This is a genomic window from Gilliamella sp. X-23, assembly GCF_057063545.1.
Genome location: NZ_JBXSQG010000003.1, coordinates 59772 through 84813 on the forward strand (window position 1 = coordinate 59772; position 25042 = coordinate 84813).

Here is a 25042-nt window from a genome sequence, read left to right on the forward strand (position 1 = left end):
TATCATAAATTCTGTATAATGCGCTCTTAGCTTAGGCTAAACATCGCTTAAATCTTGTTGATGTCCTCCTAAATGATTAACTCAAAACGATAATTTTTAATTAAAACTGCTGGAGAATTGCATGCGCCCGTCTGGTCGATCTGCGGAACAAGTCCGCCCAATCAAAATAACCCGTCATTATACTAAGCATGCAGAAGGTTCTGTATTAGTCGAATTTGGTGAAACCAAAGTACTTTGTAATGCCACTGTTGATGAAGGGGTCCCCCGCTTTTTAAAAGGACAAGGCCAAGGGTGGGTAACGGCTGAATATGGCATGTTACCGCGTGCAACCAATTCACGTACCCAACGCGAAGCAGCTAAAGGCAAACAAACTGGCAGAACAATGGAAATTCAACGGTTAATTGCTCGTTCATTACGAGCAATGATTGATCTAAAACTGCTCGGTGAGCATACAATTACACTTGACTGTGATGTGATTCAAGCCGATGGTGGTACTCGAACCGCATCAATTACTGGTGCTTGTGTTGCTTTAAACGATGCTATCAACCAAATGCTTGCCAATGGAAAAATAAAACAAAACCCAATTAAATCATTAGTGGCCGCAGTATCTGTTGGTATCGTTGAGGGCGAAGCGATTTGTGATTTGGAATATATAGAAGATTCAAACGCAGAAACCGATATGAATGTTGTTATGACAGATGATGGTCGTATGATTGAAGTGCAAGGCACTGCCGAAGGCGAACCATTTAGTCATGACGAATTATTAAAACTGTTAGAATTAGCAAAAAATGGCATCGCAACAATTATTGATGCTCAAAAACAGTCCTTAAAAGATTAATTGGAGAAAATCGATGAAATCATATAAAAGTGAATTTATTGAATTTGCTTTAAATAGACAAGCATTAAAATTTGGTGAATTTACCTTAAAATCAGGACGCAAAAGCCCCTACTTTTTTAATGCAGGATTGTTTAATACCGGTAAAGATCTAGCTTTATTAGGTCGTTTTTACGCAGCTGCACTCATGGATGCCAATTTAGAATACGATGTTATTTTTGGTCCAGCTTATAAAGGTATTCCTATTGTTTCATCAACCGTTGTTGCACTCTCTGAACAGCATAATATTGATGTGCCTTATTGCTTTAACCGCAAAGAAGCCAAAGACCATGGTGAAGGTGGTAACTTAGTTGGTAGTTCAATCTATCAGCAACGCGTTATGCTGGTTGATGATGTTATTACCGCCGGTACCGCAATTCGAGAATCGATGAGAATATTAGAAGATAACCAATCAAAACTTGCTGGTGTGCTCATCTGCCTAGACCGTCAAGAAAAAGGTCGTGGTGAACTATCCGCAATTCAAGAAATTAAACAAACCTATCATTGTGATGTTATTTCAATTATTACGCTTGATGATTTGATCCAATACCTCTACAAAGATCCAGCGCGAAAAGAGCAAGTCATACAAGTTGAGGCTTATCGGGCTGAATATGGAATAAAATAAGCTATTAGTATTTGAATATACAATGGCAATATATAATTATTGAAAAACCTCGAATAATATCGAGGTTTATTTTTTGTTTAGCAAAAAAATAAGCTTTTTATTGAATCCCTTTACAGCAAACTAAAAAACCCCACTAACTCATTGCTATTTTCTTTATATTTCAGGCTATGATCTGTACTTAACAAAGCGCCTACAAAGATGAATATAAAAAAGTGCTATTTTGTCAAAAATGTTTTTTATTTAATTTTAAATAAAAAATAGCTGTGATATAACCGTACTGTTGTATTAACTCTCATAATTAGGAGCGAATCATGTCATACCATACAAGTAATGAAGAACACGCTATAGAGATCGTTAATATTGCTTCCTTAGAAGCATTAGTTAAAGCAAGAATGGAGGCTGGGGCTTTTGGTTATATCCGTGGTGGTGCCGAAGACGAATGGACAATGCGAGAAAATACCTTATCGTTTAATCGCAAAAAAATTATTCCTCGTGTATTACAAGGTATTGATCACGCAGATTTATCAACAAAATTGTGGGATATCCCCTTAAAAACACCCATTATTCAAGCACCATCAGCTGCCCAAGGATTGGCTCATGAGCAAGGCGAAAAAGACACCGCTAAAGGCGTCGCTGCGGCTGGTTCTATTTTCTGTATTAGTACTTATGCAAATACATCTATTGAAGATGCCGCAAATGCCGCGCCCAATGTACCGTATTTTTTTCAACTCTATATGAGTAAAGATGATGATTTTAACCGTTTTATTATCGATAAAGCCGTTAAAGCAGGCGCAAAAGCAATCATTCTAACAGTTGATTCAACGTTAGGCGGTTATCGCGAAGAGGATATTGTTAATAAATTTCAATTTCCACTCCCTATGAAAAATCTCAGTGCTTACAGTCAATCAAACGGCAATGGTGATGGTTCAGGTAAAGGCATTAGTGAAATTTATGCCGCAGCAAAACAAGGTATTGTTCCTTCTGATATTCAAAAAATTAAAGAAATGGCAAATTTACCTGTTATTGTAAAAGGAATTCAATCACCTGAAGATGCATCAATTGCAATATCAGCCGGAGCTGATGCGATTTGGATATCAAATCATGGTGGGCGACAATTAGATGGCGCTCCCGCTTCATTTGAGGTATTGCCTAGTATTGCAGCTACTGTTGCCAAACGTGTTCCAATCATTTTTGACAGCGGTGTACGACGTGGCGAACATGTATTTAAAGCATTGGCAAGTGGCGCTGATCTTGTTGCTATTGGACGCCCTATTCTTTATGGTCTGAATTTAGGTGGAGCTGAGGGAGTAAAATCCGTCTTTGATCATCTTAACAAAGAACTGTCTATTACCATGCAATTAGCTGGCACAAAAACGATCGAAGATATTAAAAATACCCTATTAATTTAATGGTAGAAATTACTTGCTTCGGTTACAGTAGTTAAAAAAATGACTGTAATGAATATACATAAAACAAAATTATCGCCGTATCATCAACAAGTGCTATGGCGATAATACCCTAGAAAAAATAACCATCATTATTGATTTGGCTAAACGTATATGACCAGTTGCTATCCAACCACTGAAACACCCAAAAACCTAATGAAGTATCAATAAACATGTCACCCATTACATATACAACACAAAAACAAGCGGCGTAATTTTACTAACTTGTATGCTTATTATGAAGTAGTTACACAACTGTTACGTTTTAGGCTATATTTTTGTAAAAAACATTCAGGATTCTATACCGTTTCGTGATTAATTAAAACTGCCTACACGGCAGTGAACTAGAAGTTAATATACTATCAATATTGTATGTAAAAAGGCAAATAGCTATTTAGGTTTTAAAAACCCTTTTTTGAAGTGAGTTTTTAATTATTTGATTTTATTTATTTTTAAAATATGGCAAAAAAAAGGGTTCTGGTTTTTAGTTTTTGGACTTTATGATGACGTAGTACTACCCAAACCTAAAACTCAAAAGACCAATTTGCTTAGATTTTTAATAAAAACCTTAAAAATAGCGTTAAGCGTTTTCGAATTTTATCTACCTATAAATAGAAAAATAGCCTATATCAATTAACTTATTTTCTATCTTTCTTAAAAGATATTGGATGATGTTCATCAACAACTTTCAATCAGCAATAGAATCAAGGAGCGCGACCAGATCGATGTTTTTTTGATATGTGAAAAATGGAAGAAATTATTAACCTTAGATTTATTCAAAATAAAGCAATAAAAAAGCCCGCAGATAGAAAAATAACAACAAATCAGCTATGATATAGACCTATAACAGTTAGCAATAAAATGACTAATAAAGAAGTAAAAATCGATTACTTTCTTATTAGGCAATACCTATTTTTTATTTAGGAATTTTGAAAATATGACTTCTAATAACGCCCAATCAATGTCCGGAACGCAACAACGTGATCAACTACAACGCCAAATATGGAAAATTGCCGACGAGGTTCGCGGTGCTGTCGATGGTTGGGATTTTAAGCAATATGTTTTAGGTTCATTATTTTACCGATTTATTAGTGAAAATTTTGCCAATTATATTGAAGGTGGTGAAGAAGGTATCGATTACAGCACATTATCCGATGATGTCATTACCGATGAAGTTAAAAAAGACGCAATAAAAACCAAAGGCTATTTTATTTATCCTAGCCAATTATTTTGTAAAATTGTAGCTCAAGCCAATACCAATTCAAGTTTAAATACTGATTTGGCCAATATTTTTAATGCAATTGAAAGCTCAGCTAATGGTTACCCGTCAGAAAGCGATATTAAAGGATTATTTGCCGATTTTGATACCACCAGTAACCGATTAGGTAATACAGTTGCCGATAAAAACAAACGATTAGCGGCGGTACTTAATGGTGTTGCCGAACTCGATTTTGGTGATTTTGCCGACAATCAAATCGATCTGTTTGGCGATGCTTATGAGTATTTGATTTCTAATTATGCCTCGAATGCCGGTAAATCTGGTGGTGAATTTTTTACACCACCGAATGTATCGAAACTAATCTCACAATTAGCCTTACATAATCAAACAAAGGTCAATAAAATCTATGACCCAGCGGCAGGTTCGGGTTCTTTATTATTACAAGCGAAAAAACAGTTTGATGAACATATCATTGAGGATGGATTCTTCGGTCAAGAAATTAATCATACCACCTATAACCTTGCTCGAATGAATATGTTTTTACACAATATCAACTATGATAAATTCGAAATTGCTTTAGGCGACACATTACTTAATCCAAAGTTTGGCGACGAAAAACCATTTGATGCAATCGTTTCGAATCCACCCTATTCAATTAAATGGATTGGCAGTGACGATCCAACCTTAATTAATGATGACCGATATGCGCCCGCTGGCGTGCTAGCACCAAAATCGAAAGCCGATTTTGCCTTTATTATGCACGCACTAAGTTATCTGTCCGAGTGTGGGCGAGCTGCGATTGTTACCTTTCCGGGGATATTTTATCGTGGTGGTGCGGAACAAAAAATTCGCAAATATTTGGTCGATAATGATTTTGTCGAAACTGTAATCTCGCTCGCACCCAACTTATTTTATGGAACAACGATTGCGGTTAATATTTTGGTGCTTGCCAAAAATAAAACCGTCAAAACGACACAATTTATTGATGCCAGCAAACTGTTTAAAAAAGAGACCAATAATAATGTGCTCACTGATGAACATATTCAAGAAATTATGCAAGTATTTGATAGCAAGCAAGATATCGAATATTTTGCTAAATCAGTCGATAATCAAACCATTGCTCAAAATGACTATAATCTATCCGTCAGTTCGTATGTTGAAGCCAAAGATACCCGTGAAGTGATTGATATCACCCAGCTTAATGCCGAAATAAAAGATACGGTAGCTAAAATTGATAGCTTACGTTCCCAAATTGATGCAATTGTGGTGGAGATTGAAGCATGATTAAGAGTAGCAATATAACTGAGTTGCTAAAAGGTGTTGAGGTTGAGTGGAAGACGCTGGGGGAAGTGGCTAAAATATCTTCAGGAGGAACACCAAAAACAAATATTTCTGAATATTATGGCGGTGATATCCCTTGGTTGCGAACACAAGAAATAAATTTTGGAAATATTTGGGATACAGGTGTAAAAATTACAGAAAAAGGAGTAAATAATTCAAGCGCAAAATGGATACCGAAAAATTGTGTAATTATTGCTATGTATGGTGCTACAGTTGGAAAAGTAGGTATTAATAAAATACCCATGACGACTAATCAAGCATGTGCAAATATAAATCTTGATAGAAAGATAGCAAATTATAGATATATATTTCATTTTTTATCTAGTAAATATACATATATAAAATCACTTGGTACTGGTACACAAACAAATATTAATGCTCAGATTATTAGAAAACTTGAGATCCCCATCCCCCCTCTACACGTTCAAACCGAAATCGTCCGTATTTTAGACACATTTACAGCCCTCACAGCAGAGCTCACAGCAGAGCTCACAGCGGAGCTTACCACACGTAAAAAACAATACAACTATTATCGGGATAAATTGTTGACCTTTAAAGAAGATGAGGTTGAGTGGAAATCTTTAGGTGAAATTTGTACTATTGGTGATGGTTTGCATGGAACCCCAAATTATGATAATTCAGGTGATTATTATTTTATTAATGGTAATAATCTTAATAATGGAAAAATAATTTTTAATAATAATACAAAAAAAGTTGATGACATAACTTTTAAAAAAAGTAACAAAACATTTACTGTAGAAAATACCGTTTTTTTATCAATTAATGGAACAATTGGAAATGTTTCACTTTTTAATAATGAAAAAATTGTTTTAGGAAAATCAGTTGCTTATTTCAAAATAAGGTCAGAAAGTTTATCTGTAAAGTTTTTATTTTATTTTTTACAAACAGGTTATGCCCAAAAGTATTATGAAACTCAGAAAACAGGTTCTACAATAAAAAATTTAGGCTTAAAAGCATTAAGAGAGTTTAAAATCCCCATTCCCCCCCTCAAGGAACAAGCCCGTATTGTCGAAATCTTAGACAAATTCGATGCGCTCACCAATTCAATCACCGAGGGTTTACCGCGTGAGATTGCATTACGCCAAAAACAATATGAATATTATCGGAATTTATTATTAGACTTTCCGAAAGTGCAAGAATAATAAGATAGAGTTATAAAAAAATGAATACCACATTAAGGAATATTGCTGAAAAGCTGGATAAAAACAATAGAAAAGTCCAATTAATCTATGCCTTTAACGGTACAGGTAAAACGCGTTTATCTCAAACCTTTAAGAATTTAATTATATCGCAGCATAAAGGCGATAAAGAGAATAATACCGCCTTAACAAGGCACAAAATCCTGTACTATAACGCCTTTACTGAGGATTTATTTGCTTGGGATAATGATAAACACCAAGAGGGTAAACATCAATTAATCATTCAACCTAACTCATTTACTGACTGGATTTTGAAAGACCAAGGACAAGACCAAAATATTGTTCGTTACTTTCAATCCTATACTCACCAAAGATTACTGCCACATTTCAACGAGGATTTTTCTGCTATTACTTTTTCGCTAGCTGGGGATAATGATCAGCGTATTGATAATATTAAAATCTCTAAAGGCGAAGAAAACAATTTAATTTGGAGTGTTTTTTTTACACTGATTAACTTAGTTATCGCAGAGCGCAATATTACTGACAAAAGCGAACGCTCGACTAATGAATTTGACCATTTACGCTATATTTTTATTGATGATCCCGTCAGTTCATTGGACGAAAATCACCTTATCCAATTGGCGGTAGATATTGCCCAATTAATCACATCCTGTGAATCTGACATTAAATTTATTATTACGACCCATAACCCGCTGTTTTATAATGTGCTTTATAATGAATTAACTTCAAAAGATAGTTATATTTTAAGACGATTTGAGGACGGTAAATTTGCATTAGAAGAGAAAAAAGGCGATTCAAACCGTAGTTTTTCCTATCATCTTTATTTAAAACAGTTGCTGCAAGAAGCGGTTAAGGAAAATAAAATTGAAAAATATCATTTTACCCTATTACGTAACTTATATGAAAAAACCGCCTGTTTTTTAGGCTATCCGCAATGGTCAGACTTATTGCCTGACGATAAACAACTTTACTTAACACGGATTATCAATTTTACCAGCCATTCAACCTTATCTAATGAAATGGTTTCCGAACCTTCTGAACCTGAAAAGCAAACTGTTGCATTTTTACTTAATCATTTACTTAAAAATTATAATTTTAAATAGCTGGAATAGAATATGACGACTTATACAAAACCAATTGCCGAAACCAATAGCTATATTATTTTAGATAACTACGACAAGCTTGAAGAAACAGCAGCTGTTTATCAGACTGAAACGGATTTAGAAAACGAATTTATTCATGATTTAACTCGACAAGGCTATGAATATTTACCTAATTTAAACACGCATGCAAAGTTATTAGCCAATATTCGTGAGCAGTTGCAAACACTAAACAAAATGCAATTTACCGATGATGAATGGCGACGTTTTGTATTAGAGTATTTAGATAAACCCAATGAATCGATGATCGATAAAAGTCGCAAAATCCACCACGATCATATTTATGATTTTGTTTTTGATGATGGTCATATCCAAAATATCAAGCTGTTAGATAAAAAAGATGTCGCCAATAATAAATTACAAGTTATCCGTCAATTTCAGCAAACTGGCAATTATGCAAATCGTTATGATGTGACTATTTTGGTGAATGGCTTACCCCTTGTGCAAGTTGAATTAAAAAAGCGGGGTATTGCCATTCGTGAAGCCTTTAACCAAGTGCATCGTTACAGTAAAGAGAGTTTTAATCAAGACAATTCACTGTTTAAATATTTACAACTGTTTGTTATCTCAAATGGCACCGACACCCGCTATTTTGCTAACACCACTAAGCGCGATAAAAACAGCTTTGATTTTACAATGAATTGGGCAAATGTTAAAAATGAACCGATAAAAGATCTAAAAGACTTTACTGCCACCTTTTTTGCCAGCCGCACGCTGTTAAATGTGTTACTGACTTATTCGGTGCTTGATGTGAATGACACATTGTTAATTATGCGCCCTTACCAAATTGCCGCCACCGAGCGTATATTGTGGCAAATCATTAGCGCTTATCATGCCAAAAAGTGGAGTAGCTTACAAAGTGGCGGTTTTATTTGGCACACAACAGGATCAGGCAAAACATTAACCAGTTTTAAAACGGCACGCCTTGCAACCGAATTAGAATTTATTGATAAAGTCTTTTTTGTGGTGGATCGTAAAGATCTGGATTATCAAACCATGAAAGAGTATCAAAAATTTTCAAAAGATAGTGTCAATGGCTCAAATAGTACCGCTGGGCTTAAACGCAATATTGAGAAAACCGATAATAAAATTATTGTCACAACGATTCAAAAACTTAATAATTTGATGAAAAGCGACGATAGTTTGGCAATCTATGATAAACATGTGGTATTTATTTTTGACGAAGCGCACCGCTCCCAGTTTGGCGAAGCGCAAAAAAACTTAAAGCGTAAATTTAAAAAGTATTACCAATTTGGTTTTACTGGCACGCCGATTATGCATACTAACGCAATAGGGACGCAAACCACGGCAGATGTTTTTGGTCGTGAACTACACGCTTATGTATTAACCGATGCAATTCGTGACGAAAAGGTACTAAAATTTAAAGTTGACTATAATGATGTGCGCCCTAATTTTAAATCGATAGAGCAAGAACAAGATCTCGAAAAACTTAGCGCTGCTGAAAATAAAAAAGCACTACTCCACCCAAACCGTATTGAGCAAATCACACAATATATTTTGAATAATTTTAAACAAAAAACACACCGCTTAATGGGCAAAAGTAAAGGGTTTAATGCCATGTTTGCAGTGAGTAGTGTCGATGCGGCTAAACTCTATTATGAATCATTCAAAAAATTACAAAAAAATGCCAATCAGCCATTAAAAATAGCCACCATATTTTCTTATTCTGCCAATGAAGAACAAGATGCACAGGGTAATTTTGCCGATGAAAGTTTTGAAACCGATGCCTTAAATCAAAGTGCTAAAGAGTTTTTAGCTGCTGCGATAGCAGATTATAATCAGATGTTTAAAACTAACTTTGATGTCAGTTGCGATCAATTTCAAAACTATTATCGTGATCTGTCTTTAAAAGTCAAAAATCAAGAAGTCGATCTATTAATTGTCGTTGGCATGTTCTTAACTGGCTTTGATGCGCCAACGCTCAATACGTTATTTGTCGATAAAAACCTGCGATATCATGGGTTAATTCAAGCCTTTTCACGCACCAATCGTATCTATAATGCCACTAAAACCTTTGGCAATATTGTGGCGTTCCGTGATTTAGAACAAGCTACCATTGATGCAATAAAAACATTTGGTAAAAGCAATACTCGTGAAGTGGTGTTAGAAAAAAGCTTTAAGGAATACATGGAAGGGTTTACTGATAAAAGTTCAGGTGAATTGCACCATGGCTATTTAGCTATCGTTGCCGAATTGCAAGACAAATTCCCACGTCCTGACGAAATTATTACCGACAAAGATAAAAAAGCGTTTGTTAAATTATTTGGCGAATACTTGCGTGCTGACAATGTGTTGCAAAATTATGATGAATTTGTTGCATTAAAAGATTTCCAACAATTAGATATGACTGATGAGCAAGCGGTTTTAGCGTTTAAAAACAAGCATTATGTGACTGATGAAGATCTGCAAAAAATGCAAGCAGTTAAACTACCGACTGATCGCGCAATTCAAAATTATCGTTCAACCTATAATGATATTCGTGATTGGCTACGCCGAGAAAAAGAAGCCAATCAACAAGATCAGCAAAGGGTTGACTGGGATGATGTAGTTTTTGAAATAGATCTATTAAAATCACAAGAGATCAATTTGGATTATATTCTTGAGTTAATTTATGAACAAAATAAACAAGAAAAAACCAAACAGGACATTGTCGAAGATGCTCAGCGATTAATTCGATCAAGCTTAGAAAATCGAGCTAAAGAAGAGCTAGTTGTCGAATTTATAAAACAAACTGATCTTGATGCTATTCCAGATAAAGCCTCGATTATTGATGCGTTTTTCTTGTATGCACAGCAAGAGTTACAGGTAGAGCTTAATTCCTTAATTGAAGAGGAAAATTTAAATGAAGCAGCCACAAAACGCTATATTGCATCGTCGTTAAAGCGAGAGTATGCAACTGAAAATGGCACAGAGCTGAACGAGATTCTACCTAAAATGAGCCCACTGAATCCCCAATATTTAATTAAAAAGAGCCGAGTCTTTGAAAAAATCGCCGCATTGGTTGAAAAGTTTAAGGGTGTTGGTGGTAGAATTTAATTGTTAACAGTTAAATTTGCTAATAATTAAAGGAAGATGAATGATCGATTTCTTATTCATCTTCCTAATAACTCATCACTGAAACTTACTTTGAGTGATTTTGTATGCAAAATCTTGCATTTTCATAATGATAAATGATTTTTGAAAAATCAAATGGTTCACCTGATGAAGTATAAAATATTTCTTCAACACAAAGTGCTGGCTCACCGGCTTGCAGTCCTAAATATTGCGCCATTTCAGCATCAAGCTTTATTACTTGCATATATTTATCAGAAAAACCAATATTAATATTGTAATTTTCTTGAATATAATTAAAAATTGAATTTTCAACGATCTCTTTATTTAAATAACAAATGAGCTTTTTGCGATAGTATGACTGCTCTAAGCCATATAATTTGCCTTCAACGTAACGTAATCGCTTAACAAAATAAACTTCTTCATCGTCATCACATTGTAGGTTTTCTTTAACCTTTGAACAGGGCTTGATAATATCGACATTAAATACTGTCGATGAACCATAAACATCTTCTAAATCAACGGTAAAACCATGACTTTGTAAAAAATTGAGGTAGCCTCTTTTTTTGCGTTCACGAACAAAAATGCCACTGCCTTGCACTTGATAAATAACGCCTTGTCGTTCTAGACAATTAAGTGCTTTGATAATTGTGCTACGACTTACCTGATACTGATTAATTAACCCTTCAATATTGGCAAGTTGGGTGCCCTTAGCTAATTGCTGCTGATAAATCGTCTGTTTGATTTTTTTTGCAACATCCTGATATTTAATCATTTTTATATCTTTTATTTAATGAAAAATTTAAACATTATTTTATACAAGTTATTTTAACTTTTAAATTAAATGATGTAAAAGTCGATCAAGATCACAAACAATATAATTGGTAATTAACAATTTTGAAATTGTCGATAAAATAACCTTACTAAATTGCTTTTAGGAGTATTATGGATGTCTTCAAAAATTAGAGATTATAACAAACTAGCTGTCGATATTTTAAATGAGCTAGGCGGTGAAAATAATATTGTGACCGTTTCTCGCTGTGCAACGCGTCTTCGCCTTGTTACCCAACATACACCAGATCACGCAAAAGAGAACATCGCTAAATTGCCGGGCGTGATTACCGTTGTTGAAAAAGGTGGTCAAATCCAGGTGGTTATTGGTACACATGTTGATAAAGTTTATAACGCCTTTACTCAACTGATTAATACTGATAAAAAAGTAACGAATGACGATAAAGCGAATATTTTAAATCGTGTTATTGCGACGATGTCAGCTGTTTTTGCGCCGTTTGTTTACGTTTTAGCCGCTTCGGGGATTTTACAAGGGATCTTAATTTTAATTAAATTAGCCTTTCCTGAACTTGAAACAACTAGTACTTATAAAATTTTTGACTTTATTTCTTGGGCACCTTTTTTCTTTCTCCCAATTTTTATTGCTATTACTGCTTCACAACATTTTCGTTGTAATATTTACATTGCGGTGGCTTGTTGTGCCGCATTACTTTCACCCACTTGGACAAAATTGGCAGAATTAATCAAAGCAGGGACAGAAATCGATTTATTTGGTATTGCATTATCAGAAACGCCTTATAACTCAACCGTACTACCGCCACTTTTTTTGGTGTGGCTACTGTCGTATTTAGAGCGATTTTTGGAACCACGATTACATAGTATTATCAAACCTCTTTTAATGCCTTTAATCTGTTTAGTGATTATGGTGCCATCAACACTTATTGCTATAGGACCAATAACTGCAAACGCAGCTCACTATATTGCTAATGGTTATAATTGGGTAGTTAATCTTGCGCCTTTCATTGCGGGTGGGTTGATTGGTGCTGTATGGCAAGTATTGGTTATTTTTGGTGTACATTGGGGAATAACACCTGTCATCACCGAAAATATCAATCAATATGGGCAAGATTCTTTCCAAGCATTCCAAACTATTGCCGTAATTGGTCAAGTGGGTGCTGCACTAGGTTTTTATATAAAAACTAAAACACAAGAAATGAAAGGTGTTTCATTATCTGCATTTATCACTGGTTTATTTGGTATCACTGAACCTGCTATTTATGGTGTAAACTTACGTTTTAAAAAGCCATTTATTTATGGATGTATCTGCGCATCTTTGGGTGGCATTGTTGCTGGGTTCTTTACACCTTATTACTATACTTATGCAGCACTACCAGGACCATTAACCATTGTCAATGCCATTAAACCCGATAATATGAGTTCATTTTTTGGTGTGGCAATTGGTTCAGCAATTGCATTAATTGGCCCTGTAATTTTAATCCAAATTTTTGGCACTGGCGAAACGATACAAGATAATTTTAACAACCAAAAAACTATCAATAACCAAGACGATAATCCTAAAATTCTTCTTGATGAAGTTGACATTAAAAGCCCAATGACAGGTCATGCTTTACCATTAAGTGAAGTGCCCGATCCTGCTTTTTCAAAAAAACTAATGGGTGAAGGAATTGCAATTGAACCTACTGATAATCACGTTTATGCGCCTTTTGATGCCGAGGTAACTGCGGTATTTGAAAATTCTAAACATGCCATTGGATTAACATTAGATAATGGCGTTGAGTTATTAATTCATGTGGGAATTGATACGGTTAATTTAACCAATAATGAGTTTGCATATCACGTTGAATTACACCAAAAAGTTAAAAAAGGTGATTTACTAATCAGCTTCAATCCTGAGGCAATCAAGCAAGCTGGCTACCCGTTAATTACCCCAATTATTATTGTTAATACCGATCAATTCCAATTCATTTCATTAACTGATAAAACAGAAGTTACAGTTGATGATATCATATTTAAAATTAAGCAATAACAAGGAATCAAAAATGACTAAAAAACCATTTTTATGGGGCGGTGCTTTAGCCGCTCACCAATTTGAAGGTGGCTGGAACGAAGGCGGTAAAGGACCAAGCGTGGTTGATGTTATGACTGCAGGCGCACATGGCGTTGCAAGACAAATCACCCAAGATATCGAAGCAGGTAAATTTTATCCAAACCATACCGCGATTGATTTTTATCATCATTATAAAGACGATATCAAACTATTTGCCGAATTAGGTCTTAAATGTTTACGTACCTCGATCGCCTGGACTCGAATTTTTCCAAAAGGTGATGAGCTTGAACCAAACGAAGAAGGACTTCGCTTTTATGATAACGTTTTTGATGAATTAATTGCGCACGGCATTGAACCTGTTATCACCTTATCGCATTTTGAAATGCCGTTACATATTGCTCGCCAGTATGGTGGTTTTAGAAACCGTAAAACAGTCGAATTTTTTGAACGTTTTGCCACTGCATGTTTTGAGCGTTATAAAAATAAAGTCAAATACTGGATGACATTTAACGAAATCAACAATCAAATGGATACCAGTAACCCTATCTTCTTTTGGACTAACTCGGGCGTACAAGTTAAACCGGGCGAAAATCCGCAAGAAGTCCTGTACCAAGTTGCTCACTATGAACTATTAGCCAGTGCTAAGGCAGTGATTGCTGGTAAAAAAATCAATCCGGATTTTCAAATTGGTTGTATGGTGTCACATGTGCCAATTTATCCATATTCTTGTAACCCTGAAGACATGATGGCATCAGAAATTGCTATGCATCAACGCTTCTTCTTTCCTGATGTTCACGTTCGTGGTTATTACCCTGCTTATGCTTTAAAAGAGTTTGAACGTGAAGGCTATAAGCTAGATATCACCGATGAAGATCTAACTTACTTAAAACAAGGCACCGTTGATTACATTGGCTTTAGCTACTATATGTCAACGGTTGTAAAAGCGGATGCCAAAAATGATAATCGCGATAACATCGTTAACGGTGCACTACCCAATGCAGTTGAAAATCCTTATATTAAAAGCAGTGATTGGGGCTGGCCAATTGACCCTGAAGGTTTACGTTATACACTCAATCGTTTGTATGATCGTTATCAATTACCACTGTTTATTGTGGAAAATGGTTTTGGTGCAATTGATGAACTTGAAAATGGCAATCAAGTGCACGACAAACCACGTATTGAATATCTAGGTGCACACATTAAAGCCATGCAAACTGCAATGGATTATGATGGCGTTGATGTGATTGGCTATACCGCATGGGGGATTATTGATGTCGTATCATTCACCACTGGCGAAATGAAAAAACGTTATGGCGTGATTTATGTTGACCGTGACAATGCTGGTAACGGTAGCATGAAACGTTATAAAAAGGATTCATTTGAATGGTATAAACAAGTGATTAGCACCAACGGTGCAAGTTTAAAATCATAATTATCAGTTAACAGAAATATTATTACGAGGATGCACTAAGATTTTGCCTGCATCCTCATTTTTTTGATAAAAAATACCTAAAACGGAAAAATTAACTGTTTTTCAACTTGTGGATCAATTAACGTTACATGAAAACCAATTAACCGAACACCACGACCATTACGTCGTTCTAACCAAACTTTATGCGCTTGTTCAATCAAATCGGCTTTATCTAATTTAGACCATACATGCTCTTGAGTTGTCAGTTGAAAATCGTCAAACTTAAATTTGACACCTTGCCGAGCGATCGATAAGTCAGCACGCACTTTACTTAATCGTTTTTCTATCTCTTCAAATAATGGGTCAAACTGCAATAAACACTCATCCCAACTATGGATGTCGTCAGTTAAAGTACGCTCTACCCCAACGGATTTACGTTGCCTGTCATTATAAATTTCGCGATCATCAATACCTTGGCATCGCTCATACAATATGCGTCCAAATTTACCAAATTGATTGAATAATTTTGTTACGTCGTAATTAACGACATCTTTACACGTAAATAGCCCTAATTGTGCCAGCTTCTTTTCTGTGACTTTACCTACACCAGGGATTTTTTTTAAAGGAAGCTGCGCAATAAAACCATCGACCTCATCAGGTGTTATCACATACTGGCCATTAGGCTTATTCATATCTGAAGCAATTTTTGCAAGAAATTTAAGTGGAGCAACACCAGCAGACGCCGTTAATTCAAGTTCCTTAAAAATAGCTTGGCGAATATCTTGAGCAATTAAGGTAGCTGAACCGTAACAAAGCTTGCAATCGGTCACATCAAGGTAAGCCTCATCAAGCGATAAAGCCTCTATAGATTCAGTATACCGCCTAAAAATTTGGTGGATCTGTTTTGACACTTCTTTATAAACCGCATGCCTACCTGGTATAATTTTAAGATTAGGGCACAATTTAATAGCTTGTGCCATTGACATAGCACTATGTATACCATATTGACGAGCTAAATAATTGGCAGTGGCAACTACACCACGTTTACGGGGATCACCCCCAACCGCAATGGGCAAATTGCGATAACGGGGATTATCTCTCATCTCAACGGCGGCATAAAAACAATCCATATCGACATGAATAATTTTTCGCATAAAACGGCTTCACAACACCAAAAAATACTGTATAAATATACAATATCACAACTAAAACTGTTGTGTAAATAGCCTTTACGGTTACTTAGCCAATTTATCAAAATCAATTAAACCATTTTTATCATAAGGATCGCCAATCCAGCGCGTTGATTGATGAAAATTAGGATTAACAATACTTTTTTCAGGAACGTATAAGTTATAGCTTAACCCCGCTAAATCAGACCACGTGTGAATCAAATCTTGCGTACTAAATTTGCGATCCACATAATGTTGATAATGATTCGGATGAGTTGCTACCCATGTTGGTGATTGCCACAGCATAAATGGCACAGTATACATGGTGCGAGTTGGTGCTTTTTCGTTTCGCCCTAAGATATTGTGTGGAGAGGTTTGATAAACATCTTCGCCATGATCTGAAAAGTACAACATAAAGCCATTTTCTTGGCTATCTTTAAAGATATTAAAAAGCGTTGTCGTAATATAATCGTTATAACTTATGGCATTATCATAAGTATTATACACATCGACTTTATCGTCATCGATATTAAATGTAATGCCTGTTTTATCTTTAAAACGATCATGCTCACCATCTTTTGGGTAACGGAACGCGTATTTCATATGCGTGCCTAGCAAATGAATAACAATGAATTTCTTCTCACTTGGATCATTCAACACTTTTTTAAATGGTTCAAAAACGGACTCATCATATCGCCTTGCACTTTGATTACGATCGTTATTCATATAAAACTGTTCATCCGTTTGCTGAGAAAACATCGTTAACATCGTATTACGCCTAGTCATCGTTTGCTGATTGGTGATCCAAAACGTTTTATAACCAGCTTGTTTCATTAAATGGATTAAAGACGGCGTTTTTAAATATAAATCTGGGTGCTGTTCATCAGCAAAAGTTAACGCTTGTTGCAAAATTTCAATAGTATAAGGTCTTGATGAAACCACATCATTAAATACCACAAAATTCGGATTATCTTTTTTAAACTGCTCAATTTGTGGTGTAGTATCCCGCCCATAACCATAAATGCCCATTCTATTGCGTGTTGTTGATTCACCTATTACTAGCACTAACGTTCTTGGGGTATTACCGTTGGCATCTTTTAAATTTTCTAACGGGGGTAATGTTTGCAAATGGTTTAAAATATCTTCCATATTTGATAATTGTGAACGATAGGCTAAATAACTATTAAGTAATTGCCATGGTACGGTTGTTTCCATACGTGTTAGCAGATGCGATCCCGCTTTCTTGATAGATGATTTTTTTATTGTGACACTAATAAACACCGGCATAATGGCATAAATCACAATTAACATTGATACAATCCATTTAGTATAGCTTTTGACATAAACTGGTTTTACTTTAGTCCACAGAAAAATCCCAACCAAGCTATAAATAATCAAAATCACAACTAATTTAATGCTCAAATACTGCTGAATAAACTCACTAGACTCAGTAAAGTTTGATTCCGCCATAATAAAAAAGACACTTTGCGAAAATTCCTGTCGATAAATAATAAAATATCCGATAGAAATCAAAGACAAACTACCCACAATCATCCCCAAAACAGTCGCAATACTCCGCGTATAGTTAGGAAAAATTAAAACAGGAATAAGCCAAATCAAACTATAAATAATAGAATCACGCAATCCAATAACATTAGAATGACCAGAAAAGAAAATATACAATTGCAACGCACTAGAAAAATAAGTAAAAAATAGAATATTAAAGATAAGTGCTGATCGACTAAAAGAACAATTTGCTTTGGTGTTTTGCATAGATATTAAATAAGTTTGTTATTAATTATTAAAAACAATCTACGCAAAATAGATTAATAAAACCTTAAGATATAACAATTTTAATTTAAATAATAAGTTATCAACAATAAATAGTCGTGAGTTAATAATTTAGAAGAATAATCGATAAATAGTCAGCTAAAGACCTTTATTTAGCCCCTAACGACTACTGTTTATTAAACGTTAAAACCCAACATTTTGGCAATGTGATTATTTTCAGATTGTTTTAGTTGTTTTGGCAAACCATTAAAAACAATCTGCCCATTATCCACAACCAAACAACGCGAAAAGTAACTGAGCGAATCATCAAGATAATGTGATACCATCATTAAGGTTAAATTAAACTTATCACAAATTTGATTAACTAATGCTAACATTTCATAACGTAGAGCTTGATCAAGCGCTGAAAACGGCTCATCCAATAATAAAATAGGCCGATGTTGAATTAAACAACGCGCAAGTGCCACTCGCTGGCGTTGCCCACCTGATAACTGTTCTGGATATCGTTTGCCAAATCCATCCAATCCCACTTGAATTAAAATGTCACAAATAGTCTGTTGCTCAGTTACCGTTAATTTTAATGATGGCTTAAGTCCTAAAGCAATATTTTGTTCAACAGTTAAGTGACTAAATAAATTGTTATCTTGAAACAACATTGATACAGGGCGTTTGCCAGGGAGTAAGTTATTTGCGTATTGTTTATTAAGAATGATATCGCCCGATTCTGGATGAATAAATCCAGCAATTAAATTTAATAAAGTACTTTTACCTGCACCACTAGGTCCAACAATGACGACACGTTCTTTTGTTGGTATATCAACATTAAAGTGTATTTTAAAATTATCATATTGATAATTAATTTGATTCAGTTCGATCATAATCTATCACAGCCAACAAACTAAAAGATAATATTAACAATAATGCAGCCGTTACGGTACTTTCTTGATAATGATAATGAGAAATCTGTTCATACAAATAATAGGGTAGCGTAATGACAGACTGCCCACCAAACAACGCAACAATACCAAAATCACCCAATGACAATATCGCAGAAAAAGCAAAACTCTGAATGATTAATTTTTTTAGCGCCTTGTATTCGATCAAATAAAAATGTAAAAACCCATTAATATTAAGTGATTGGCTTAATTGCCAGTAACGTGAAGTCACATCATACATTGGTGCGGCAAGATTTTTTAATACAAAAGGTAATGCCATTAACCCATTACACAACATAATTAAGACACAAACAAGCACAGAACTATAAGCATACGAAAATAACATTAAAAACATACCCGACGCCAGTGCCATACTTGGAATAATTAAAATCAGCGTTCCAATCAACATTAATCGATTACTCCACTTTATTTGCTGATTAATCAATAGGCGGCTGTTGGTATAAAGTAATAATAAAGCAAGTAGCATAGCAAGCATTGCCGATCCCAAAGCAATTAATACCGAAAACATAACAGCATTTTGAAAAGTCGCCGTTAAAAATGACAACTTAAAAAAATAAATCCCTTCAATAAGTATTGTAATGATGGGTAAAATAATAAATAACCCACCAATAACAATAATCACCATACTCAACAACGCTAAGTGAAACGAAACCGGCACACAATAATTTTTCCTAACGCAGTTCACACTAAGTCTTTTGTTATAATTTGTTTTTTGCATCAACCGCATAAAACTAACGCAACAAACTAACTGCAAACAGGCTAAAAATACAGCTTGCATCAAATCAAACTCACGAATAGATTGATAAATAGCCACTTCAATTGTGGAATATTTTGGTCCACCACCAAGCGTTAATACTATGGCAAAACTCGAAAAACAAAGCATAAAAATAAGCGATGCCATCGGGAACAATTGCCGACGTAGCAGTGGCCATTCAACCAATTTAAAATAAGTAAAACTCGAAAAATTTAACTGCGTCGCTAACTGTTTGTGTGCGACTGGCACGTTATTTAAGGTTTGGTAAAATAAACAACAAGCATACGGAAAATTAAGAAACACATGCGCAAGTAATATACCTTTTAAGCCATAAATGGATGTAATAAATGGCAACCCCAACCAATTGAAAACCCCAGCCAATAAGCCATGTTTTCCATAAACAGACAGCAGCCCCGTTACAACAACAAGTGTGGGTAAAATAAAGGTAATAGGCATTATGCGTAACAATAACCGTTTACCCCAAAAATTGACCATTGATAAAGCTTTCGCCATTAATATGGCCAATAGGACAGATAATAATGTCGATAGCATTGCTTGAAATACTGTTATCCAAATCAAATGCATCAAATAACTATCAAAATAGACAGTTACATTATTAGATTTGATAGCGACCAAGCAAAGCGCACATAGTGCTGTGCCTAATACAATTAAGATGAAGCTTGCAGCGCTAAAACCTGGAAGTAATGTTCTTAATTTCAACATTGGGCTAAATAAAACTACTTACTAATGGTGGCTTTCCATTCACGTACCCACGCTTTTTGATTCTGTTCAACTTGCTTGGCATCAAACTCAAGCGGTTTATTGACTGGCTTAATTTGTTGAAAAGCTTCGGGTAATGGAATATTAATAATTGGATACATGAAATTTTTTTCAGCAAATTGGCGCTGTATTTCAGGGGTTAATAGATATCGCAAAAATGAACGTGCAAGTTCTGGTTGTTGACTATACTTAGTAATGCCCACAACTTCAACTTGGCGGTAATGGCCTTCATCAAAAATAGCCGCCGCATAACGATGATCATTATCATTCATAATATGCGCAACAGGTGAAGTGCTATAACTAAGCACAAAATCGGCCTCTCCTTTCAAAAATAGACCATAAGCTTCGCTCCAACCTTTGGTCACTGTCACGGTATTATTAGCTATTTTTTGCCAAGCAGATGCAGCATCATCACCGTATATCTTCTTCACCCAAAATAATAAACCTAACCCTGGTGTACTGGTTCTTGGATCTTGATAAATAATATTCCAGTTGGCTTGATTATCAACTAGCTCGTGCATACTCCTTGGTGGATGATTAATTTTTTGTTGATTATAAATAAATGCAAAATAGCCAAAATCATAAGGCATAAAATCACTATCCCACCAGTCGGTATTTAAATTATTGGGCTTACTAATTTTATGAGGAATAACAATACCCGCCTGTTTGGCTTGGTCTAAAAGGTTATTGTCTAACCCTAAAATCACATCGGCATTGGTTCTATCGCCCTCAAGACGAATTCGATTTAAAACCGCTACGCCATCGCCTAATGCAACAATTTCAAGTTGGCAATCGCACTGCGCTTCAAACCCCTGTTTAATCGCCTGACCAGGTCCCCATTCTGAAATAAACGAATTGTAACTATAAACGGTTAATGTAGGTTTTTCGTTGGTAGCATTGGCGTTATTGAGCATAAAAAGCGCAAACAAGCCTAAAGGTAATAAGACATTTTTAAAAAACATTTTGCCTCCAAAATAGCAAATAAAAGACAAAAGGTTTGAGCAGGTATAATAACTCAAATCCCTCCGCTGGCATGATCCAGTTCAGGTTCGACGGGTTATGTTAGCCAATCTAACATTCTCAGCCCTACTGGGCACCCCGTTGAGAACGCCGAGTAGTTTAGAGGTTAGAGTGGGGATTGTAAATAACGAAAGTGATAAAGGGGGTGGTTTGTGTTTTTTTTAAGCATCAAAATAAAAATATGATTAAAATCGATATCTTTTTCAGACGTTTTTTTAGTTAGTTAAATGGTTCTTATTATGGTTCCCTATTCGTAGTTTTGTTGATTTGTCAGATGTTGGCACCTTGTCAAGTTTGTGTAAACGATTGATTTTCCTTAAAAACACCAAACAAAAAACTTCAATAAAATCAATACCTTTCCTGACTGATTTTTAGCAAAAAAACTTGCGTAAAAATCAATCAAGGCTATTAAGTTTGTCTTGTTCTGGTGTCAGAATAATGCCAACAACAGAGTAAGGTCACCACACCAAACAAGGATGTTTGGTGTGGCTATACTTCATCGGGAACACAAATTTGTTTGAAGCGAAGTTGAACATATGAGCAAAGCAAAAGTGACCTCTTAGAGGCGAGTATCAAGATGATACAAGTAACTATAAAAAGACCACATCATACAGCCTTGCGTTGTTTTTTAAGGAGTTTGGCAAAAAACTCACTCAAACCAAATCATCGATGCCATCCGCCCTGTTTTATTTTCACGACGGTATGAAAAAAACTTGTCTTGTTCAGTATAAGTACAAAAATCACCTCCAAAAATCTTAGTTACTCCTATTGACTGTAAGCGTTGTTTAGCAATTAAGTAAAGGTCGGCTAAGTATTTTTGTTCAGCAGGGTTGATTAATTTAAAAGCAATTTTTGCATTGCGGTCGATTTTTTCAAATTGTTCCTTGACGTCAATACCAACTTCAAACTTTTTGGCGCTGATTGCTGGCCCAAGCCATGCGATGATGTTTGACCGTGGCGAGGCAAATTTTTTGACGGTTTCTTCCAGTATTCCATTACATAATCCTCGCCATCCTGCATGTGCTGCCGCAACTTCGTCACCATTGGTTGTACAAAACAAGACTGGCATACAATCGGCAGTGAGTACGACGCAAACTTGTTTGGGTTGATGGGTATAAGATGCGTCGGCTTCTATGGTTTGGTTAGGAATGTTGCCTGTTGCTGTTTGTAAAGCGATTTGCGATATATCCAGCGTTATGGTGCTGTGGGTTTGAGTTAACCAATAGGGTTCGCTAGGTATCTGTTCGGTTTGTATTAGGCGCTGACGGTTTTGCGCTATGTGTTCTAAATTGTCGCCTGTTCGACTCCCCATATTTAAGCTCGCAAATGGCGCCATGCTGACACCGCCTATTCGTGTTGTAGTGAAAGCTCGGACGTTTTTGGGCGCTATCCAATACGGGTAAATCGATTTTATCATGTTGATTACCAATCTAGTTCATCTTTGTGTTGTTCGGTGTCTTCTTGCAAGGCTTGAATTAGTGTCTGCATGTCTTGCGGTATTGGTGCATTCCATTGCATGAGTTCGCCTGTGATGGGGTGATACAGGCTTAACATAGTGGCATGTAGTGCTTGACGGTCAAAGTCGCGCAAGGTTTGAATAAACGATTCGCTTGCGCCTTTGGGCGGTCTTGGGCGTCCACCATAAAGTGGATCGCCAATTAATGGATGAGCAATATGTGCCATATGTACACGAATTTGGTGAGTTCGACCTGTTTCTAAGCGTAAACGTAATCGGGTATGTAAGCGGTACTTTTCCATCACTCGGTAGTGTGTAACCGCTGGTTTGCCGGTCGGGAATACCGCCATGTGGGTACGTTTGGTCGGGTGGCGAGTGATGGGTTGATCAACCGTACCCCCTGCGGTGATAATGCCCATAGCAACTGCTTCATATTCACGGGTGATTTCTCGGTGTTGAAGCGCATCAACTAAATGTGTTTGGGCGTTAATGGTTTTAGCAACAACCATCAGGCCAGTGGTATCTTTGTCAAGTCGATGAACAATACCAGCTCGCGGTACACGCGCTATGTCCGGATGATAATGTAATAAAGCATTTAATACCGTTCCATCAGGATTGCCGGCACCAGGGTGTACGACTAAATCACGCGGTTTGTTGATAACTAAGATGTCGTCATCTTCATAAACAATATCGAGTTTTATGTCTTCAGCCTGGTGATAGGTTTCTTCTTCGATTTCGGCATTGATTGTGATTTTTTCACCACCTAAGACCTTTTCTTTTGGTTTGTTAACTATATTGTTATTAACAGTGACTTTATTATTGACGATCCAATCTTTTATTCTTGATCGTGAATAATCGGGGAAAAGTGCTGACAACGCTTGATCTAAGCGCATTCCTAATTGGTGTTGTTCAATTTCGGTTGATAATTTTAACTCATGCATGTGTAATTTATCTATTTTAAGCTGTTTTGTTTTAGAGTATTATATACCAATCATCGCCTTTTATGTTTAATTATATTTGGATTGAAAACTGAATGAAATTGCGCTTACACTCTTTGTTAGCTATCGCTTTAACTGGCATGCTAATTGGTTGTACTTCTTCTAAGCCAGATGTTGAAAATGTACCCGAAATTGAGCTTTACAATAAAGCTAAATCAGAGCTTGAAAATGGGAATATTAAATCCAGTATTAAAGTATTAGAGTCATTGGATAAAAATTATCCATTCGGTCCTTATTCACAACAAGTGCAGCTTGATTTGATTTATGCTTATTATAAGTCTGCCGATTTGCCGTTGGCGATTGCCTCAATTGACCGATTTTTAAAATTGAATCCAACACATCAAAATATTGACTGGGTTATTTATATGCGTGGCCTTTCAAATATGGCGCAAGATGACAATATGATCCAAGGTTGGTTTAATGTTGATCGTTCAGATCGCGATGCTAATTACGCGGCAGCTGCGTTTAAGGATTTTACGTATTTAGTGTCTAGCTTTCCAAGTAGTCAGTATGCCGCCGATGCACAAAAGCGTCTTGTATTTTTGAAAAACAGATTAGCGCGCTATCAGTTAAAAGTAGCTCAGTTTTATACTAAACGCGGTGCTTATGTAGCGGTAATTAACCGCGTGACTGACATGCTATCGATGTTCCCAGATACCGATTCGACTAAAGAAGCCTTGCTGTTAATGCGTAATGCCTATAACGAATTAGGGTTAGTCAACGAAACACAAAAAGTCGATCAACTCATTCAAGCCAACCTTGAAAACATGCCAAAAGAAGAGCAACGTTCATTTTTATCACGCTTTACTAGCGTTTTTAATGGTGGTTAGGCTGTTTTAGATTTGAGTTCCAACCATTAATAATTCTGTATAACATTAATTGCTATTTAAGTTTGATTAAATGGCAATTAATTAGCAAACTCAAATGGAA

Annotated in this window: 18 protein-coding genes and 1 riboswitch; of the genes, 10 read left to right on the forward strand and 8 right to left on the reverse strand. The window is 35.7% G+C overall.

What is annotated here, in order from left to right; translation table 11 throughout:
• The first annotated feature begins 121 nt into the window (after positions 1–121).
• From rph to ACYH9I_RS03030, 7 genes are all read left to right on the forward strand, one after another.
• Positions 122–838 (forward strand): ribonuclease PH, encoded by a 717-nt coding sequence (rph, locus tag ACYH9I_RS03000; protein WP_483558816.1) that lies wholly within the window; start codon positions 122–124, stop codon positions 836–838.
• A 13-nt stretch (positions 839–851) separates the two neighbouring features.
• Positions 852–1499, forward strand: coding sequence for an orotate phosphoribosyltransferase (pyrE, locus tag ACYH9I_RS03005; RefSeq protein WP_483558818.1), 648 nt, complete (start codon positions 852–854; stop codon positions 1497–1499).
• Between the two features lie 311 nt (positions 1500–1810).
• Positions 1811–2908 carry a lactate oxidase gene (locus tag ACYH9I_RS03010; protein WP_483558820.1) on the forward strand — a complete coding sequence of 366 codons (1098 nt, stop codon included), beginning with the start codon at positions 1811–1813 and terminating at the stop codon, positions 2906–2908.
• 997 nt (positions 2909–3905) lie between these two features.
• Complete coding sequence (locus ACYH9I_RS03015; protein ID WP_483558999.1) at positions 3906–5447, forward strand: type I restriction-modification system subunit M; 1542 nt, start codon at positions 3906–3908, stop codon at positions 5445–5447.
• Positions 5444–6667 (forward strand): restriction endonuclease subunit S, encoded by a 1224-nt coding sequence (locus tag ACYH9I_RS03020; protein WP_483558821.1) that lies wholly within the window; start codon positions 5444–5446, stop codon positions 6665–6667. Before ACYH9I_RS03015 ends, ACYH9I_RS03020 begins: the two co-directional genes overlap by 4 nt.
• A gap of 20 nt (positions 6668–6687) precedes the next feature.
• Complete coding sequence (locus tag ACYH9I_RS03025) at positions 6688–7788, forward strand: anticodon nuclease (RefSeq protein WP_483558823.1); 1101 nt, start codon at positions 6688–6690, stop codon at positions 7786–7788.
• 12 nt (positions 7789–7800) lie between these two features.
• Positions 7801–10902, forward strand: coding sequence for a type I restriction endonuclease subunit R (locus ACYH9I_RS03030; protein WP_483558824.1), 3102 nt, complete (start codon positions 7801–7803; stop codon positions 10900–10902).
• A gap of 85 nt (positions 10903–10987) precedes the next feature.
• Here the strand turns inward: ACYH9I_RS03030 and ACYH9I_RS03035 are convergent, their stop codons facing one another.
• Positions 10988–11692: a GntR family transcriptional regulator gene (locus ACYH9I_RS03035; protein WP_091349445.1), complete on the reverse strand. Its 705-nt coding sequence runs from the start codon at positions 11690–11692 to the stop codon at positions 10988–10990.
• Between the two features lie 174 nt (positions 11693–11866).
• Between ACYH9I_RS03035 and ACYH9I_RS03040 the strand changes: the two genes are divergently transcribed.
• Both ACYH9I_RS03040 and ACYH9I_RS03045 read left to right on the forward strand, forming a co-directional pair.
• Positions 11867–13756 carry a glucose PTS transporter subunit IIA gene (locus ACYH9I_RS03040; RefSeq protein WP_160403742.1) on the forward strand — a complete coding sequence of 630 codons (1890 nt, stop codon included), beginning with the start codon at positions 11867–11869 and terminating at the stop codon, positions 13754–13756.
• A gap of 13 nt (positions 13757–13769) precedes the next feature.
• Positions 13770–15209 (forward strand): 6-phospho-beta-glucosidase, encoded by a 1440-nt coding sequence (locus ACYH9I_RS03045; protein ID WP_483558826.1) that lies wholly within the window; start codon positions 13770–13772, stop codon positions 15207–15209.
• Positions 15210–15286: 77 nt separating this feature from the next.
• Here ACYH9I_RS03045 and dinB read toward each other — a convergent pair whose 3' ends face one another.
• The 7 genes from dinB to rluD all read right to left on the reverse strand — a co-directional run bounded on the left by dinB (position 15287) and on the right by rluD (position 24055).
• Positions 15287–16342 (reverse strand): DNA polymerase IV, encoded by a 1056-nt coding sequence (gene dinB / locus ACYH9I_RS03050; protein ID WP_483558827.1) that lies wholly within the window; start codon positions 16340–16342, stop codon positions 15287–15289.
• Between the two features lie 81 nt (positions 16343–16423).
• The gene (gene cptA / locus ACYH9I_RS03055; RefSeq protein ID WP_483558829.1) at positions 16424–18130 is read right to left on the reverse strand and encodes a phosphoethanolamine transferase CptA; all 1707 of its coding nucleotides are present in this window, start codon (positions 18128–18130) and stop codon (positions 16424–16426) included.
• A 194-nt stretch (positions 18131–18324) separates the two neighbouring features.
• Entirely contained in the window at positions 18325–19026 is a 702-nt protein-coding gene (gene thiQ / locus ACYH9I_RS03060; RefSeq protein WP_483558831.1) for a thiamine ABC transporter ATP-binding protein ThiQ, read from the reverse strand.
• The gene (gene thiP, locus ACYH9I_RS03065; protein WP_483558832.1) at positions 19004–20581 is read right to left on the reverse strand and encodes a thiamine/thiamine pyrophosphate ABC transporter permease; all 1578 of its coding nucleotides are present in this window, start codon (positions 20579–20581) and stop codon (positions 19004–19006) included. The genes thiQ and thiP overlap by 23 nt, the downstream gene beginning before the upstream one ends.
• A 14-nt stretch (positions 20582–20595) precedes the next feature.
• Positions 20596–21552, reverse strand: coding sequence for a thiamine ABC transporter substrate binding subunit (gene thiB, locus ACYH9I_RS03070; RefSeq protein ID WP_483559001.1), 957 nt, complete (start codon positions 21550–21552; stop codon positions 20596–20598).
• Between the two features lie 88 nt (positions 21553–21640).
• Positions 21641–21749: riboswitch (TPP riboswitch) on the reverse strand.
• A 558-nt stretch (positions 21750–22307) separates the two neighbouring features.
• Complete coding sequence (gene pgeF, locus ACYH9I_RS03075) at positions 22308–23072, reverse strand: peptidoglycan editing factor PgeF (RefSeq protein ID WP_483559003.1); 765 nt, start codon at positions 23070–23072, stop codon at positions 22308–22310.
• Between the two features lie 8 nt (positions 23073–23080).
• Positions 23081–24055, reverse strand: coding sequence for a 23S rRNA pseudouridine(1911/1915/1917) synthase RluD (rluD, locus tag ACYH9I_RS03080; RefSeq protein WP_483558833.1), 975 nt, complete (start codon positions 24053–24055; stop codon positions 23081–23083).
• A gap of 92 nt (positions 24056–24147) precedes the next feature.
• Between rluD and bamD the strand changes: the two genes are divergently transcribed.
• The gene (bamD, locus tag ACYH9I_RS03085; protein WP_483558834.1) at positions 24148–24942 is read left to right on the forward strand and encodes an outer membrane protein assembly factor BamD; all 795 of its coding nucleotides are present in this window, start codon (positions 24148–24150) and stop codon (positions 24940–24942) included.
• The last annotated feature ends 100 nt before the right edge of the window (positions 24943–25042 follow it).

Bases quoted from the DNA above. Each gene is read 5' to 3' on its own strand.
- dinB (WP_483558827.1), bottom strand. From the start codon at position 16,342: ATGCGAAAAATTATTCATGTCGATATGGATTGTTTTTATGCCGCCGTT.
- ACYH9I_RS03035 (WP_091349445.1), bottom strand. From the start codon at position 11,692: ATGATTAAATATCAGGATGTTGCAAAAAAAATCAAACAGACGATTTAT.
- pyrE (WP_483558818.1), top strand. From the start codon at position 852: ATGAAATCATATAAAAGTGAATTTATTGAATTTGCTTTAAATAGACAA.
- cptA (WP_483558829.1), bottom strand. From the start codon at position 18,130: ATGCAAAACACCAAAGCAAATTGTTCTTTTAGTCGATCAGCACTTATC.
- rluD (WP_483558833.1), bottom strand. From the start codon at position 24,055: ATGCATGAGTTAAAATTATCAACCGAAATTGAACAACACCAATTAGGA.
- ACYH9I_RS03015 (WP_483558999.1), top strand. From the start codon at position 3,906: ATGTCCGGAACGCAACAACGTGATCAACTACAACGCCAAATATGGAAA.
- bamD (WP_483558834.1), top strand. From the start codon at position 24,148: ATGAAATTGCGCTTACACTCTTTGTTAGCTATCGCTTTAACTGGCATG.
- thiB (WP_483559001.1), bottom strand. From the start codon at position 21,552: ATGCTCAATAACGCCAATGCTACCAACGAAAAACCTACATTAACCGTT.
- thiQ (WP_483558831.1), bottom strand. From the start codon at position 19,026: ATGATCGAACTGAATCAAATTAATTATCAATATGATAATTTTAAAATA.
- ACYH9I_RS03045 (WP_483558826.1), top strand. From the start codon at position 13,770: ATGACTAAAAAACCATTTTTATGGGGCGGTGCTTTAGCCGCTCACCAA.
- ACYH9I_RS03040 (WP_160403742.1), top strand. From the start codon at position 11,867: ATGTCTTCAAAAATTAGAGATTATAACAAACTAGCTGTCGATATTTTA.
- ACYH9I_RS03030 (WP_483558824.1), top strand. From the start codon at position 7,801: ATGACGACTTATACAAAACCAATTGCCGAAACCAATAGCTATATTATT.
- ACYH9I_RS03010 (WP_483558820.1), top strand. From the start codon at position 1,811: ATGTCATACCATACAAGTAATGAAGAACACGCTATAGAGATCGTTAAT.
- ACYH9I_RS03025 (WP_483558823.1), top strand. From the start codon at position 6,688: ATGAATACCACATTAAGGAATATTGCTGAAAAGCTGGATAAAAACAAT.
- thiP (WP_483558832.1), bottom strand. From the start codon at position 20,581: ATGTTGAAATTAAGAACATTACTTCCAGGTTTTAGCGCTGCAAGCTTC.
- ACYH9I_RS03020 (WP_483558821.1), top strand. From the start codon at position 5,444: ATGATTAAGAGTAGCAATATAACTGAGTTGCTAAAAGGTGTTGAGGTT.
- rph (WP_483558816.1), top strand. From the start codon at position 122: ATGCGCCCGTCTGGTCGATCTGCGGAACAAGTCCGCCCAATCAAAATA.